General features: G+C 74.2%; 13 protein-coding genes. 5 read left to right on the top strand and 8 right to left on the bottom strand.

The genetic code is table 11. The features are described from left to right. Positions 1 to 105: 105 nt before the first annotated feature. Positions 106 to 564: a Fur family transcriptional regulator gene (locus tag K5S26_RS16885; RefSeq protein WP_221860368.1), complete on the bottom strand. Its 459-nt coding sequence runs from the start codon at positions 562 to 564 to the stop codon at positions 106 to 108. 197 nt (positions 565 to 761) lie between these two features. Between K5S26_RS16885 and K5S26_RS16880 the strand changes: the two genes are divergently transcribed. Together K5S26_RS16880 and K5S26_RS16875 are read left to right on the top strand one after the other, a co-directional pair. Next, positions 762 to 1,577, top strand: coding sequence for an ABC transporter ATP-binding protein (locus K5S26_RS16880; RefSeq protein ID WP_221860366.1), 816 nt, complete (start codon positions 762 to 764; stop codon positions 1,575 to 1,577). Continuing rightward, positions 1,574 to 3,043, top strand: a complete 1,470-nt coding sequence (locus K5S26_RS16875; protein WP_221860364.1) for an ABC transporter permease — start codon at positions 1,574 to 1,576, stop codon at positions 3,041 to 3,043. Before K5S26_RS16880 ends, K5S26_RS16875 begins: the two co-directional genes overlap by 4 nt. A gap of 168 nt (positions 3,044 to 3,211) precedes the next feature. On the opposite strand, the gene K5S26_RS16870 is transcribed toward K5S26_RS16875, so the two are convergent. Both K5S26_RS16870 and K5S26_RS16865 read right to left on the bottom strand, forming a co-directional pair. Further along, on the bottom strand, positions 3,212 to 3,739 hold the full coding sequence (locus tag K5S26_RS16870) for a GNAT family N-acetyltransferase (protein WP_221860363.1): 528 nt from the start codon (positions 3,737 to 3,739) through the stop codon (positions 3,212 to 3,214). Further along, positions 3,732 to 4,226, bottom strand: a complete 495-nt coding sequence (locus tag K5S26_RS16865) for a hypothetical protein (RefSeq protein WP_221860361.1) — start codon at positions 4,224 to 4,226, stop codon at positions 3,732 to 3,734. Before K5S26_RS16865 ends, K5S26_RS16870 begins: the two co-directional genes overlap by 8 nt. A 115-nt stretch (positions 4,227 to 4,341) precedes the next feature. Here K5S26_RS16865 and K5S26_RS16860 point away from each other — a divergent pair, with 115 nt between their 5' ends. Continuing rightward, the gene (locus K5S26_RS16860; protein WP_308123045.1) at positions 4,342 to 4,974 is read left to right on the top strand and encodes a 2-phosphosulfolactate phosphatase; all 633 of its coding nucleotides are present in this window, start codon (positions 4,342 to 4,344) and stop codon (positions 4,972 to 4,974) included. Positions 4,975 to 5,084: 110 nt separating this feature from the next. Here the strand turns inward: K5S26_RS16860 and K5S26_RS16855 are convergent, their stop codons facing one another. Continuing rightward, the gene (locus K5S26_RS16855) at positions 5,085 to 6,500 is read right to left on the bottom strand and encodes a cation:dicarboxylate symporter family transporter (protein WP_221860357.1); all 1,416 of its coding nucleotides are present in this window, start codon (positions 6,498 to 6,500) and stop codon (positions 5,085 to 5,087) included. A gap of 178 nt (positions 6,501 to 6,678) precedes the next feature. Here K5S26_RS16855 and K5S26_RS16850 point away from each other — a divergent pair, with 178 nt between their 5' ends. Beyond that, entirely contained in the window at positions 6,679 to 9,096 is a 2,418-nt protein-coding gene (locus K5S26_RS16850) for an ATP-binding protein (protein WP_221860355.1), read from the top strand. Between the two features lie 157 nt (positions 9,097 to 9,253). Here the strand turns inward: K5S26_RS16850 and K5S26_RS16845 are convergent, their stop codons facing one another. The 4 genes from K5S26_RS16845 to K5S26_RS16830 all read right to left on the bottom strand — a co-directional run bounded on the left by K5S26_RS16845 (position 9,254) and on the right by K5S26_RS16830 (position 14,202). Next, a complete protein-coding gene (locus tag K5S26_RS16845) occupies positions 9,254 to 9,742 on the bottom strand; it encodes a SprT-like domain-containing protein (protein ID WP_221860353.1) in 489 nt (162 codons plus the stop codon). An 82-nt stretch (positions 9,743 to 9,824) separates the two neighbouring features. After that, on the bottom strand, positions 9,825 to 10,352 hold the full coding sequence (locus tag K5S26_RS16840; protein ID WP_221860351.1) for a hypothetical protein: 528 nt from the start codon (positions 10,350 to 10,352) through the stop codon (positions 9,825 to 9,827). Positions 10,353 to 10,491: 139 nt separating this feature from the next. Further along, the gene (locus K5S26_RS16835) at positions 10,492 to 11,349 is read right to left on the bottom strand and encodes a spermidine synthase (RefSeq protein WP_221860349.1); all 858 of its coding nucleotides are present in this window, start codon (positions 11,347 to 11,349) and stop codon (positions 10,492 to 10,494) included. A 9-nt stretch (positions 11,350 to 11,358) separates the two neighbouring features. Then, entirely contained in the window at positions 11,359 to 14,202 is a 2,844-nt protein-coding gene (locus K5S26_RS16830; protein WP_221860347.1) for a cation-translocating P-type ATPase, read from the bottom strand. Between the two features lie 213 nt (positions 14,203 to 14,415). On the opposite strand from K5S26_RS16830, the gene K5S26_RS16825 reads away from it, so the two are divergent. Then, positions 14,416 to 15,561, top strand: a complete 1,146-nt coding sequence (locus tag K5S26_RS16825) for a benzoate/H(+) symporter BenE family transporter (protein WP_221860345.1) — start codon at positions 14,416 to 14,418, stop codon at positions 15,559 to 15,561. The last annotated feature ends 298 nt before the right edge of the window (positions 15,562 to 15,859 follow it).

The raw sequence follows: 15,859 nt of genomic DNA, 5'->3' as shown, positions 1-15,859 counted from the left end.
ACGCGGGCTGGACGGATCCCGTCGGGGTGTCGTAGCCGAACGGGCAGGAGCCGGTGCTCTCGGTCATGATGGCCTTTCGTGTGGATGGGGATCGGGCAAGGGAGGTCAGGAGGCCGCGGCGGCGGTGTCGCCCGCGCGGCAGGAGGCGCACAGGCCCCAGAAGATGAGCTCGGCCTCGTCGATGGCGAAGCCGTGGGCGTCGTCGGGCTGCATGCAGGGCGCCGCGCCGTGCACGCAGGGGATGTCGATGATGAGGCCGCACTCCCGGCACACCAGATGGTGGTGGTTGTCGCCGACGCGCGACTCGTAGCGGGCGACCATGCCGTGGGGCTGGATGCGGCGCACCAGCCCCGCCTCGCTGAGCGCGGCGAGCGAGTCGTACACGGCCTGGTGGGACACGGCCGGCAGCTGTTCGCGCACGGTGCGGATCACGGTGTCGGTGTCGGCGTGGGCGAGATGCCGGACCGCCTCGAGCGTCGCGAGCCGCGGCGCCGTGACGCGCAGCGAGGCGCCGCGGAGCGCCTGCTCGGCGCCGGCGGGGTGCGCGTCGTGGGAGTGGGTCACGGGGAGGCCAATCGCTCAAGAACTGAATGATTCAAATCTAGCGGATGTCTCGGACATCGGCGACACGGCCGTCGTCACGGGACGACGCGGGGACGGGTCGGTGGTCCGAGCCGCCGCCGGCGGATCATCCTTTCGATGTATCCGGATGCGCCCCGCGGCCGATCCGTCCGCGCCGCCGTCTCCGTAGCGTCGCTGCCATGGAGATCACGACCACCGAGATGGGGCTCGCCGCCCGCGTGCAGAGCCTGACGAAGACCTACGGCGCCGCGCGGTCCGGCGCCTCACCGGCCGCCGCGGCGTCGGACGCGGCCGTGCGCGCGCTCGACGACGTCAGCGTCGGCATCCGCCGCGGCCAGTTCACCGCGATCATGGGGCCGAGCGGCTCCGGCAAGTCGACGCTGATGCACATCATGGCCGGCCTGGACGCGCCCACCTCCGGCCGCGCCTGGATCGGCGACACCGAGATCACGGGCCTCGGCGACACCGAGCTGACGCTGCTGCGCCGGCGTCGCGTCGGCTTCGTCTTCCAGGCGTTCAACCTGGTCCCCACCCTCGACGTGCGCGGCAACATCCTGCTGCCCTTCGACCTCGACGGCCGCCGTCCGACGCCCCAGGAACGCGAGCGGATCGACGGGCTGGTGGACTCGCTCGGCCTCGCGACCCGCCTCGGCCACCGTCCGCACCAGCTGTCGGGCGGCCAGCAGCAGCGCGTGGCCATCGCCCGCGCCCTGGCGACGGCACCCGACCTGGTGTTCGCCGACGAGCCGACCGGCAACCTCGACTCGCGCACCGGGCGCGAGGTGCTGGCCCTCCTCGCGAGCGCGAGCCGCGACCACGGCCAGTCCATCGCGATGGTCACGCACGACCCGATCGCCGCGAGCCACGCCGACCGCGTCCTGTTCCTCGCCGACGGCCGCATCGCCGCCGACAAGCCGCGCCAGACCGCCGAGCAGGTCTCGGCGCACATGCTCGCCGGCGAGGCGGCGCCGGCCGCCGCGGGGAGCATCCGATGACCGCCGTGCTGGAGACCGTGGTGCCCGACACCTCGGGCACCGCCTCGTGGTGGTCGCGCCTGGCCTTCCTGCGCGAGCGCGGCATGGGCGCGAGCATTCTCGTCGCCGCCCTGTCGAGCGCGTTCGGCGTGGTCCTGATCAGCGCCACCGGGTACATCGGCGCGCTGCTGAAGGCCGACCCCTACATCGGCGACAGCGACATGCTCACTCTCGTCGTCGGCGTGCTGAGCGTGCTCCTCGTCGGCGTCGCGGTCTACGTGGCGGGCGTCGTGACGGCCAACACCTTCTCGACCATCGTCGCCGGCCGCACCCGGCGGATCGCGCTGATGCGCCTCATCGGCGCCTCGGCCCGCTCGCAGCGCGACGAGGTGGCGGGCCAGGGGCTCGTCGTCGGCATCGTCGGCGCCGCGGTCGGGCTGGTCGCGGGGCTCGCGCTCGCCGCGGGCGGGGTGGCGCTCGGCGACCGGCTGATCGGCTCGGAGGCCGACTACGCCGTCGCCCAGGCCACCCTGCTGATCCCCGCCGCGATCGTCGCGCTCACCACCTGGCTCGCCGCCTGGGCGGGCTCCCGCCGCGTGCTCGCCGTGACCCCGCTGCAGGCGCTCGGCGGCTCCGTCGCCCGGGCGCACGAGCCCGCCACGCGGCGCCCGGCGCGCAGCACCGCGGCGATCGTGCTGTTCGTGATCGGCGCGGTGCTGCTGGGCCTCGGCATCGCCGTCGGACTCGCAGGGCCGCTGGGCGTGGTGATCGCGTTCTTCGGGGGGCTGTTCTCGTTCACCGGGCTCGTGCTCGGCGCGGCGATGATCATGCCGCCCGTGCTGCGGGTCGTCGGACGCTGGTTCGGGAGCGACGCCACCGCGCGCCTCGCCGCCGAGAACGCCCTGCGCTACCCCGAGCGCTCGAGCCGCATGGCGATCGGCGTGGTGATGGGCGTGACGCTCGTGACCATGTTCGCCGTCGCGACCGAGTCGGCCAAGGCGGTGCTGACGGCCAACTCGGGCGGCACGCTCGACGCCGAGTTCGCCGCCATCCTCGACACGTTCTCATACGTGATGATGGGCCTGGTCGCGGTGTCGGCGGTGATCGCCGGGGTCGGCCTGGTGAACCTGCTGACGATCGGCGTCGTGCAGCGCCGCGCCGAGCTGGGGCTGCTGCGGGCGCTGGGACTGTCCGGCCGGCAGGTGCGCGTCATGGTCCTTCTCGAGTCCGCGCACATCACGATCGCCGCGCTGGCGCTCGGCCTGCTGCTCGGCATCGGCTACGGATGGGCTGCGGCGCAGTCGCTGCTCGGCGCCGTGCCGACCGTCCCCGGCGGCCCGGCGGGGTCCTTGGTCATGCCGTCGGTGCCGTGGCTGCCGGTGGCGCTGGTCGTGCTGGCCACGGCGGTGCTCACCCTCATCGCCGCCGTCACTCCGACGCGCCTCGCCACGCGCGTCGCCCCGGTCGAGGCCCTCGCCGCCGACTGACGCCGTCCCGTCGCCGGCGCATCCCGGCCCGCGGCCGTCTCGCGCAGTGCGCAGGACGCGGTGGGGCGGGAGGGGACGTGGCGCCGCACGCGTGGCGGCGGGGTGGGATGCCCCTGCGACGTGCGCGGGGCGGGCGCCGAGGGCCGGAGCCCCGGCGGACGGGATCGGTCAGATCCCGCGGACCATCCGGCGCTCGTGCAGCATCACGCCGCCGTGGCGCTCGTCCTTCGTGGCGCCGTCGAAGGCGAAGCCGATCTTCTCGTAGAACCGGATCGCGCGGTCGTTGCCGTCGAGCACCCAGAGGAAGGCCGGCAGGTCGCCGATCGCCGCGTCGGCCAGCAGCCGGCCGGCGTCCGTGCCGTGCCGGCGGGGGTGCACGTACAGCGCCCAGAGCTCGAGCGGCCACGGCGCCTGCTCCTCGCGGGCGGGGCCCGACGAGCTGAAGCCGACGAGGTCGTCGCCCTCGAGCGCCACCCAGGTGCGGCCGCGGGCGCCCGCCCCGGGCCGGGAGGTGCTCTCCAGGGTGGTGCGCCAGCGCGCGGCGCGCGCCACGATGTCGAGCGAGTCGAGCACGGCCTGCGGGATGAGCCCGGCGTAGGCGATCTGCCAGGTCCGCACGTGCACCTCGCTGAGCCGGCCGGCGTCGTCCGGCACCGCGCGCCGGATGGTCAGGCCCGTCGTCGCCGGGTCAGCCATCGGCGCCGTCGCTCCAGGTCGGCGCGATCTGCCGCAGCCGCGCCCCGCGCCACTGCCACATCGACCACAGCACCGGCCACAGCGCGGCGGCCGACCAGCCGCGCACCACCAGCCGTTCGCGCCACAGGGTGCGCGAGGCGTCGCCGGGCAGCGGCGACACCGCCATCTGGTGGTCCCAGACGTCCAGCGTCGCGAGCGGCCCCGTGAGCGGCGTGCCCACGTCGCGCAGGATGCGGACCGCCCCGTGGGAGTCCGACGTGCTGCGGTCCCGGATCGAGATGAGGTGCGTGCCGAGGCCGAGCCCCAGCCCGGTGTAGCGCACGGGGGCGTCGGCGCCCGGTTCCCATCGCGTGGGCAGCCCCTCGGCGGTCAGGGACTCGAGCCGCATCAGCGGGCCGTACAGCTCGGCCATCGTGGCGGGGGAGTGCAGCGCGCGCCAGGCCGCGTCCGCATCGACGTCCAGCACGAGCTTCTGCAGGATCCGCATGTGGCCCACTATTGCACCGCTCGGGGCCGCGGGCGCTACGCCGGCGCCGCACGCGCGCCCGATGCCGCGCGGGTGCCGCGCGGGTGCCGCTCCCGCCGGCGCCTACGCTGATCGGGTGAGCACCCCGTTCGACCAGTCCGCCTATCAGGTCCGCCTCGACTGGGGCGTCGACGGCGTCGCACGCCTCGCGCCGGCCGACGTGTACGTGGTGGTCGACGTCATCCGCTTCTCGTCGAACGTCGCGGCGGCCGTCGCCGCCGGCGGCAGGGTCGTGCTGGCCGACGCGGCCGCCCACTCCGTGAACGGCGCCGCGGTCGCGAGGGCGGCGGGTGAGCTCGCGCACCGACCGCTCGTGCTCGCCGCCGCGCTGCGCAACGCCTCCGCTGTCGCCGCCGCCGTCAAGGCGGAGCAGGAGCGGCGCGGCGCGCGCACGTCCGTCGCCGTGATCGCCGGCGGGGAGCTGGCCCCCGGCGGCACCCTCCGCTTCGCCGTGGAGGACCTCCTCGGCGCCGGCGCCGTCGTCGACGCGCTCACGCCCCTCGGGATCGACCACTCCTCGCCCGAGGCCGTCGCCGCCGCCGAGTCGTTCGCGTCCCTCCGCCGTGCCGCGAAGCACCTGCTCACCGCGAGCGGATCGGGGCGCGAGCTCGAGGGAGACGCTCGGCACGGCGAGGTGCTCGCCGCGGCGAGGGTCGACGACCTCGACGCCGTGCCCGTGCTCCGCGACGGCGTCTTCGCCGCCCTCTGAGCGGCGAGGCCCGGGGCCGACCGCCCGTCGAGCGCGCCCCGGAGCCATGACGAAGGCCCGGCCCGGGCGGTGCGAAGACCACCCGAGCCGGGCCTCGAGGGGGCCGGTCCTCAGCGGCGCGTGCCGGTGGGGATGGTGGCCGAGATCGGCGACGGACCCTGCCCGTCGCGCGGCAGCTCCGGCAGCTCGTCCTCGGCGGGCTCGGCCGCCGCCCCGTGGCCGTCGCCCACCATGGTGCGCTCGTCGAACGGCAGGTCCCCGCGCAGCACCTCCAGCGCGCGCGGCCGGTCGAACTCGCGCGTCCAGGTGCCGACCACGACCGCCGCCACCGCGTTGCCGGTGAAGTTCGTCAGCGCGCGGGCCTCGGACATGAACCGGTCGATGCCGGCGATGATGCCCACGCCGTCGACCAGGTCGGGCCGGTAGGTCTGCAGCCCGCCCGCGAGGGTCGCGAGCCCGGCGCCCGAGACGCCGGCGGCGCCCTTCGACGCGATGATCATGAACACCAGCAGGCCGATCTGCTCGGGCACCGTCAGCGGCGTGCCCATCGCGGTCGCGATGAACAGCGACGCCATGGTCAGGTAGATCGCGGTGCCGTCGAGGTTGAACGAGTACCCGGTCGGCACCGTGATCCCGGCGACGGGCTTCGAGACGCCCACGTGCTCCATCTTCGCGATGAGGCGCGGCAGCGCCGACTCGCTGGACGAGGTCGAGACGATCAGCAGGTACTCGCGGCCGAGGTACTTCATGAGCGAGAAGATGTTGATCCGCGCCACGAGCCACAGCACGGCGGCCAGCACCACGCCGATGAACAGGATGCAGGTGATGTAGAAGCCGGCCATGAGCGTGCCGAGCGACACGACCGCGCCCCATCCGGTCTCGCCCACGACGCCGGCGATCGCCCCGAAGGCGCCGACCGGCGCAACCCACAGCACCATGGTCAGCACGCGGAACACCACGGTCTGGAAGTGCCGGATGCCGTCGAGGATGGGCTCGCCGCGCTTGCCGAGCTGCTGCACCGCGAAGCCGACGAGCAGCGCCACGAACAGCACCTGCAGCACCGAGTCGCCGACGAGCGGCGACACCAGGGTGGTGGGGATGATGCCCAGGACGAAGTCGGTCGTCGTCTCGGCCTCGCCCTCGATCTCGTAGCCCGGGTTCGCCAGCTGCAGCCCCTCGCCGGGGTGCAGCACGTTGCCGACCAGCAGGCCGATGATGAGCGCGAACGTCGACATCACCAGGAAGTAGCCGAGGGCCAGGCCGCCGACCTTGCCCACGGTGGCCGCCTTGGCGATGGATCCGATGCCCAGCACGATCGTGCAGAAGATGACGGGCGCGATCATCATCTTGATGAGCGAGACGAAGCCCTTGCCGATCCAGGCGAGGGAGGCGCCGAACTCGGGCCAGACGAGCCCGACGGCGATGCCCGCGATCACGGCGATGATGACCGCGATGTAGAGCCAGTGCTGCTTGTCGATCCCGCGTGATCGGCGGGACTGCGTGGTGTTCTGAGGCGTCGTCGCCATCAGGATCTCCTCTGATCGGGGCGTCGACCCGCCCTCCTCTCGCGGAGGGGGCGCGGGCACGACGCCGTCGGCGTGCGTCCCGATCCTGGCGGCGCGCCGGTGCCGCGCGACATTTGCGTGCATAGTGTTCGCACCGACGGGGCCGCGGCGCGGCGCGGCGGAGGTCAGAATGGGCTTCATGTCCGGACCGCACGCGGTGCAACGAGGCGACGCGCAGGCGGCGTCGCGCCCTGCGCCGACGCAGCCGATCCGCGAGCGCCGGCGCAGCGTCGCGCGTCGCTTCCTCGTGGAGTTCACCCTGGTGCTGCTCGCGGGAGCCGCGGTGGTCTTCGCGGGCCTCGCCTTCGACGCCCATACCTCGGCCAACGCGCAGGCCGCGCGCACCAGCACCGACCTCGCCACCACGCTCGCGATCGACCCGACGGTCGTGCAGGCGGTCGCCCAGGCGCACGAGGAGGCGGCCGCCGACCCCGAGGGCGCCGTGACGCGCGCGTCCGCGCGGCTCCAGCCCTACGTCGAGGGCATCCTGCGCGCCACGGGCGTCGACTACGTGACCATCATGGACAGCGACCGCACCCGGTACACGCACGCCAACCCCGAGCGGATCGGCGGCGACTTCCTCGGCACGATCGAGCCGGCGCTGGAGGGCGAGACCTTCACCGAGGTGTATCCCGGGACGCTCGGCCCGTCGGTGCGCGCCGTCACGCCCGTCCTGTCCGGCGGCGAGGTCGTCGGGCTGGTCTCGGCCGGGGTGACGCTCGAGAACGTGACCGAGGCGATCCTGGTGCGCCTGCAGATCGTGGGACTGTTCGCGGTCGTGGTCGTCGGGCTCGGCGCGCTCGCCGCGGTGATGCTGTTCCGCCGGCTCGACCGGGTGACCGACGGGCGCGATCCCGACGAGCTCGCCCGGCTGTTCGCGGCGCACGAGGCGGTGCTGCACTCGCTCGAGGAGGGGCTGCTGCTCATCGAGCGCCGCCCCGGGCACGCGCCCCGAGTGGTGCTGGCGAACGACCAGGCGCTGCGGATGCTGGGCATCGACCGCCCCGCGCCCTTCGCGGTCGACGATGCCGGGCTGCCCGAGGACGTCCACGCGGTGCTCGCCGGCGACGACCGCGACGAGGTGGTGCGGATCGCCGCGAAGGACCTGCTCGTGGCGCGGGAACAGACGGAACTGGCCGGCCGCTCCGCCGAGATCCTCACGCTCCGCGACCGCACCGAGCTGAGGCGCGTGACCGGGGAGCTGTCGTCGGTGCGCACGATCTCCGACGCGCTGCGCGCGCAGGCGCACGAGTTCGACAACCGCCTGCACACCATCGCGACGCTGATCGAGCTGGGGCAGGCCGACGAGGCGCTGACCTTCGCCGCGTCCGAGCGCGACCTCGGCCAGCGTCTCGCCGACCGGGTGCTCCACGCCGTGGACGAGCCGGTGATCGCGGCGCTCATGCTCGGGAAGGCCGCGCAGGCGCATGAGAGGGCCGTCGAGATGCATTTCGAGACGCACCTCGCCCCCGGGACGCAGGGGCTGCAGCCCGCCGACGTCGTCACCATCCTGGGCAACCTGATCGACAACGCGACCGACGCGGCGGCGTCGCGCGCGGCGCGGACGGGCGACACCGACGCGTGGGTCGAGGTGTACCTCGCGAGCGCCGACGACGGCTCGCTCGTGTTCCAGGTCTCCGACAGCGGCGACGGCGTCGCCGAGGCCGACCGCGACCGGATCTTCCGCCGCGGCTACTCGACGAAGGACACGGAGTCGCAGGCCCACGGGTACGGGCTGACGCTCGTGCGCCAGGTGGTCGAGGGGCTCGGCGGCACGATCGAGGTGACGGCCGCTCCCGGCGGGGGCGCGGTGTTCACGGCGATCCTGCCGGCGCCGGAGCCCGCGGGCGGAGGCGAGCGCGTGATCCGCGTTCTGGTCGTCGAGGACGACGCCCGCACCGCGGCGGCCCATGCCGAGTACGTCCGCCGACTCGACGGCTTCGACGCCGTCGGCGTGGCCCTCACCGTCAGCGCCGCGCGCCGGGCGCTGCGCGACGCCGTCGAGCGCGGCGAGCGCATCCACCTCCTGCTGCTCGACCTCAACCTGCCCGACGGCCACGGCCTGGACCTCTGCCGGGAGCTCCGCGCGTCCGGGCTGATCGTGGACGTGATCGCGGTGACGGCGGTGCGCGAGCTCGAGTCGGTGCGGCAGGCGGTCGCCGTCGGCGTCGTGCAGTACCTCATCAAGCCGTTCGTGTTCGAGGTGTTCGCGCAGAAGCTGGCCGCCTACAAGGACTTCTTCGACCGGATGCGGGCCCCGGTCTCGACGCTCAGCCAGCGCGAGGTCGACACGGCGTTCGCGGCGCTGCGCACCTCCAACGCCCCGGGTCTTCCGAAGGGGCTGTCGGAGCAGACGCTCGACGCGGTGTCCGATCTGCTGGCCGCGGCGGCGTCGCCGCGCTCGGCCACCGAGGTCGCGGAGCGCCTCGGCCTGTCCCGGGTGACCGCCCGGCGCTACCTCGAGCACCTGGCCGACCGCGGCGTCGCGGTGCGCGCGCCGCGCCACGGCGCCCGCGGCCGCCCCGAGCTGGAGTACTCCCGCCCCCGCCCCGCCTGACCGCCGGTCGAGGGCCGGCGTCTGTTGTCGCTGTGTGCCTTCGGCCTCTGTTGTCGGTTGAGCGAGCCGTAGGCGAGTCGAAACCTTCGAAGCCCGCGGCGGGCGTGGTGTCGTCTCGATCCACCCGCGGGTTCGACGCGTTCCCGCCGTGCCCGGCTCAGCGGGGCGTCGAGGCCTCGAGTCGCGTGGCGGCGGTGATCTCGCGGCGCGTCCAGTCGAACTGGAAGCGCGCGTCGAACCGCGGCGAGCACTGCACGCACGACATCGCTCGCGTGGGCCGGCGGTGTCGGTAGGCCGTGTGGCCCGCGGGGCACACGCCGACCCAGGGCGCGAGCTCGTTCGCCGTCTCGCCACGGTGGGTGGTGCCGCCGACGTAGCCGAGGCCGCGCGCGACGCGCTTCCACTCGGGCCCGTGGGCGGCGGCGGGGCCGGCGATCGCGTGGGCGACCTCGTGCAGCAGCGTCTGGTGATTGGTGTCGTCGTCGTACCGCGCCGCCAGATAGCGCGAGACGGAGATGCGCTTGCGGTCGTAGTCGCAGAGCCCGGCACGTCGCTTGGCGTTGTCGAAGCCGAAGGTCCAGGACCCGTCCAGGTGGTGGTCGATCAGGGCCTGTGCCCACACGCGCACGCGTTCGAGGTCCGACACATCAGAAGGCTAACCGTCGCCGAGGACATCGGGACGCGTCGACGCGGAGTCCGTGGCGACGGAGGCGCGGCGGCGCCGTGCGTCAGCCGGCGACGGCGCTCTGGTGGCGGCGCCGATCGGCCGCCTCGACGCACTGCATCACGGGCTCCAGCTCGGCGTCGCTCGCGCCGGCCTCCTGGCGCAGGAACAGCGTCTGCTTGAAGTCCTCGCGCGCGCCGGGGATGTCGCCGGCGTCGTAGCGCGTCTTGCCCCGGTGGGTCAGCGCGAACGCCGCGATGCCGTTCCACGTCTGCCCGAGCGCCTCGTCGATGCAGGTGGACAGCTCCGACTCGGCGGCGGTGTACCGCCCGAGCCAGTGGTTCACGCTGGCGTGCAGGATGCGGGCGCGCAGCAGATCCTTCCGCGTGCCCGACATGCGGGCCAGGCGAACGGCCTGCTCGGACAGCGCGAGCGCCTCGTCCAGGCGCCCCAGCACCTTGTGCAGCCAGACCTGCTCGAGCATCGCCGGGAGGCTCCGCAGGTGGCTGATCTCGTCGAGGCGCCGGGCGCACGCCTCCGGATCGACGATCTCGCGCAGGGACTCGGAGTCGTATCCGTGGATGCTGCTCACTCGACGTTTCCCTCCTGCATGCGTTCCGGCGCGCGCCCCTCCAGTGTCGCCGAGACACCCGGGGCGCCGGGCAGGGCACGCCCAGGACGCCTCAGATCGTCCGCGCCGGGCGAACCGATCCGCCGTCGCCGGAGGCCCGTCACCTCTCGAACAGCACCCGTCCCGGCAGCGGCGAGGCGGTCGCGTCGCCGTCGACGGCGGGCCGGGCGTCGGCGACGAAGGCGTCGACCTCGGCCCCCTGCGCGACCTTCGCGGGATGCGGTCCGGCCGCCATCAGCCGGGGCAGCCAGTCGGTCGGCAGGGGAGCGGACGACGCCGCGATCACCAGGTTCCCGAAGCGGCGCCCCTTGAGCACCTGCACCTCGGCGAGCACGATCGTCTCGGGCAGCACCTCGCGGACCGTCGCGACCTGGCGTCGGGCGAACGCCAGGCCGGCGCCGTCGGCGACGTTCACCAGCAGCACCCCGGTCGGGGCCAGCAGGGCGGCCGCCGCCCGATAGAACTCCACGGTCGTCAGGTGGGCGGGCGTCTGGGCGCCCGAGTACACGTCGGAGACCAGCAGGTCGACCGCTCCGGTCATCGCGGCGGGCAGACGTGACAGGCCCTCGCGCGCGTCGCCCGTGCGGATGCGGATGGACGCCCCGCGCGGCAGCGGCAGGTGCTCGCGCACCAGGTCGACGAGCGGCTGCTCGAGCTCGATGACCTGCTGTCGCGAGCCAGGGCGCGTCGCGTCGACGTATCGGGGGATCGTCAGCCCGCCCGCGCCGAGGTGCACGGCCGTCAGCGGCCCCACGGGCAGCTGGTCGATGACCGCGCCCATGCGCGCGACGTACTCGAAGTGCAGGTGCGTCGGGTCGGACGGGTCCACGTGCGACTGCGGCGTGCCGTCGACCTCCACCTCGTAGCCCGTCACATAGGGGCTCGGCACGATGCGCGCGATGCGTCCGTCCGACAGCCGTGTCTGCGGTACGTCCTCGTCCCGTCGCTGTCGCCCCATGCCTCCAGGCTACGCGCGGGCCGCCGGCGTCTCCGCGCTGCGACGGCGCAGTCGGGCGCGGATGATCACCTTGCGCACCTCCTCGACCCAGAGCACCGCCGATGCGAGTGCGACGGCGACCGCCCAGTGCCACGCGTCGAGCGCCGCGGTGCCGAACGCCACCTGCAGCGGCGGGACGTGCACGACCGCGACCTGCAGCGCGGCGCCGAGGGCGACCGCGGCCCAGAGGCGGCGGTTGGCGAACAGCCCGCGGAACGCCGACGACGTGGCCGAGCGCGCGTTGAATGCGGCGAACAGGTTGCCGAGCACGAGCGTCGTGAACGCCGCGGTGCGGGCGACCTCGAGCGAGTCCTGCCCGCCGGGGATCAGCCCGCCGGGCAGCCACAGGTCCATCGCGAACAGCGTGGCCGCGGCCAGGGTGATGCCGGTCGAGGCGATGCCGGCCCACATGGCGCCGTCGATCACCCGCTCCCGGGGTCCGCGCGGCGGCCGGGCCATGACGTCGTCGCCCTCCGGGTCGACGCCCATGGCGAGCGCCGGCGCGGTGTCGGTGACGAGGTTGATCCAGAGGATCTGCGTGGCGAGCAGCGGCACGACGATGCCCTCTCCGCCGGCCTCCGACAGCCCGATGACGCCCACCAGCACGACGCCGAAGAACATCGTGAGCACCTCGCCCATGTTCGAGCAGAGCAGGTAGCGCAGGAACTTGCGGATGTTGTCGAAGATGACCCGGCCCTCGTGCACCGCGCGCACGATCGTGGCGAAGTCGTCGTCGGCGAGCACCATCTTCGCCGCCTCCTTCGTCACCTCCGTCCCGGTGATGCCCATGGCGATGCCGATGTCGGCGGACTTCAGGGCGGGCGCGTCGTTGACGCCGTCGCCGGTCATCGCGACGGTCTGCCCGTCGGCCTGCAGCGCGTCGACGATGCGCAGCTTGTGCTCGGGCGCGACCCGCGCGTACACGGACGACCGGCGCGCGACGGCGATGAGCTCCTGCTCGCTGAGCGCGTCGAGCTCACGGCCCGTCACCGCGTGCGATCCCGCGGGCGCGATGCCCAGGTCGGCGGCGATCCGCGCGGCCGTGGTCGGGTGGTCGCCCGTGATCATCACGACCCTCACGCCGGCGTCGTGAGCGCGCGCGATCGCGGTCTTCGCCTCGGTGCGGGGCGGGTCGATGATGCCGACGACCCCGAGGTAGACGAGGTCGCGCTCCCAGGCCTCGTCGGCGTCCGGCTCGGTCTCGTCGGGGCCGATCTCCGTGGCGACGCGCGCCGCGACCCCGAGCGTGCGGAAGGCGTCGGCCGACAGCGTCTCGACGGCGTCCAGCAGGCGTGCGCGGGTCTCGTCGTCGAGGGGCGCCGCGTCGTCGCCGACCAGCACGTGCGTGCACCGCTCGAGCAGCACGTCCGGGGCGCCCTTCGCGAGGATCAGCGTGCGCCCGTCGGGCTGGCGGTGAGCGGTCGACATCATCTTCCGCTCGCTCGAGAACGGCACCTCGGCCAGGCGCCGCGCGGCGCGCACCTCGTCGTCCAGCCCCGGCAGCTTGCGTCCGGCGACCAGGAACGCCGCCTCGGTGGGGTCTCCCGTGATCTCCCAGCGCCCGTCGCGTCGCGCCAGCTGGGCGTCGTTCGCGAGCGATCCGGCGCCCAGCACCGCTCGCACCTCGGTGCGCAGCGCGGGCGACGCCTCGTCGAGCGCGGCGTCCTGCCCGGCCACCCGCGCCTCGCCGTCGGGGGCGTAGCCGACGCCCGTGACGTCGACCGAGCCCGAGGCCGTCACGATCCGGCGGATCGTCATCTCGTTCTGCGTCAGGGTGCCGGTCTTGTCGGTGCAGATGACCGACGCGGAGCCGAGCGTCTCGACGCTCGAGAGGCGCTTCACGACCGCGTTGCGCTTGGCCATCCGCTGCACGCCGAGGGCGAGCACGACGGACAGGATCGCCGGCAGCCCCTCCGGCACCGCGGCCACGGCGAGCGAGACCCCCAGCAGCAGGATCGTGACCCAGTCGGACGCCCTCGTCGGGGTCTCGACGATCGCGATCGTGAGCATGATGACGATCGCGATGCCGACGACGATCCGGCCGAGCAGCGAGCCGACGCGCGAGATCTCGCGCTGCAGCGGCGTCGCCTCCTCCTTGGTCTCGTCGAGCATCGTGGCGATCGCGCCCATCTCGGTGGACATGCCGGTCGCGGTCACGATCGCGCGGCCGGTGCCGCCGGTGACCGCCGTGCCGCGGAACACCATGTCCGTGCGGTCGCCGAGGGGGACGACGCCCGGCAGGGCCTCCGGGTCCTTGCCGACCGGGGCGCTCTCGCCCGTGAGCGACGCCTCCGTCACGCGCAGGGACGCGCCCCGCGCCAGCCGCGCGTCGGCCCCGACCTGGTCGCCCTCCGCGAGCTGCAGGACGTCGCCCGGCACGAGCTCCGCCGCGGGCACGGTCGCGAGCTCGCCGTCGCGGAGCACCGTGGACTGGGCACGGGTCATGACGGCGAGTGCGGCGACGGCGTCGGCGGCGCGCGACTCCTGCACGAGGCCGATCACCACGTTGAACGCGATCACGGCGAGCACGACGATCGCGTCGACGGGGATGCCCTCGGCCCCCTCGACGACCCACGCGACGACGGACACGGCCGCGGCGACGAGCAGCAGCACCACGAGCGGGTCGCGCAGCTGGGTGAGTACCCGTCGCCACAGCGGCACCGGCGGCGTGCCGCGCAGCTCGTTGGGGCCGTGCTCGGCGAGCCGCGAGGCGGCCTCGTCGGCGGTCAGTCCCCGTTCCGGGTCGACGCCGAGCCTCCGTGCCACCTCCCCGGCGTCCGCGAGGGCGGGGTCGAGGTCGAGCGCGGCGGCCATGATCCGAGTCAACTACGAGGATGCCCGGTCGCGCGAGACCCGATTCGCCCCTGTGCCGGCGGTCGGCCGCCGACCCACGACCGCCGACCGCCGACAATCCATTCCTGCGCCGAGAATGCGTGTGATCGCTGCATTGTCGGCGCGAAGAGGGATTCTCGCGGACGAGAGCGGGAGGCGCGGGCCGCGGTCGCCGACCGCCATACGCTGAGGGGCATGGATCGGGGACGGATCGCCCTGGCGGGGCTCACGACCGCGCTGGTCGGCTTCGCGAGCTCGTCCGCCGTGGTGCTGGCGGGGCTGCAGGCGGCCGGCGCCACCACCGCTCAGGCGGCGTCCGGCCTGGTGGCCCTGTGCTTCACGCAGGCGCTCGGCATGCTCTGGCTGGCGCAGCGCACGCGCCAGCCGGTCGTGCTCGCCTGGTCGACGCCGGGCGCCGCGCTGCTCGCCGCCGGCGCCGTGCCGGAGGGCGGCTGGCCGGCCGCCGTCGGCGCGTTCGCGATCGCCGGCGTCCTGATCGTCCTGACGGGGCTCTGGCCCGCGCTCGCCCGGCTCGTCGGCGCCATCCCCGCCCCGATCGCGCAGGCGATGCTCGCCGGCGTCCTCGTGGGCCTCTGCCTCGCGCCCGTGCGGGCGCTCGTCGAGCAGCCGCTGGCGGTCCTGCCGATCGTGGTCGTCTGGATCGTGCTGATGGCGACCGCGCCGCGATGGGCCGCGCCGGCCGCGTTCGCGGCGGGCCTGGCGGTGCTCGGCGTGCTCGCCGGGATGCAGGGCGGGCTGCGCGGCCCCGTGCTGCCGGTGCTCGAGCCGGTGCTGCCGGCGTTCACGTGGTCGGCCGCGGTCGGCATCGCCGTGCCGCTGTACGTCGTGACGATGGCGTCGCAGAACGTGCCGGGATCGGCCGTGCTGGGCTCCTACGGCTACCGCGTGCCGTGGCGCGAGAGCATGGCGGTGACGGGCGTCGGCACGATCGTGGGCGCGCCGTTCGGCGGTCACGCGATCAACCTCGCGGCGATCACGGCCGCGCTCGCCGCGTCGCCCGAGGCGCATCCCGACGCGTCCCAGCGGTGGCGTGCGGTCCGCGTCGCCGCGGGGATCTACCTCGTGCTCGCGGCGCTCGCGACGGCGCTGACCACGCTGGTCGGCGTCTCGCCCGGGGTGCTGGCGGCGGTCGCCGGTCTCGCGCTGCTGCCGACGCTCGGCTCGTCGCTGCGCGCGGCGGTCGAGGACGACGCCGGCCGCATCCCCGCCGTCATCGCCTTCGTGGTGGCCGCGAGCGGCGTCTCGGTGCTCGGCATCGGCGCGGCGTTCTGGGCGCTGCTGGCGGGCCTCCTGTCGCACGCCCTGCTCCGCCGCCGCTGACCCGCGACCGGCCGGCCCTCGACAATCCCTCTGTGCGCCGAGAATGCCGGTGATCGCTGCATTGTCGGCGCGAGGAGGGATTGTCGCGGATAGGGGCCCGGGGCGCGGTTATACCCGAGGTGCGGGGCGAGGTCAAGGATCCCGCTGGACAACGCGTGTCGGGGGGTATATGGTAGGTGTTTGCGCTCCTTGGATTCTCCCATGCCTTCATATGGTGGTCGGCTGGCGCCCATGATCCCCGCAGATAGCGGCGTGCGATCGAGGGTGACGGGATGTTCGGAGCCGCACCTCACCTGTC

Source organism: Microbacterium marinilacus, from assembly GCF_019753765.1.
GTDB lineage: Bacteria > Actinomycetota > Actinomycetes > Actinomycetales > Microbacteriaceae > Microbacterium > Microbacterium marinilacus.
This window is presented reverse-complemented; position numbering and strand designations above follow the sequence as displayed.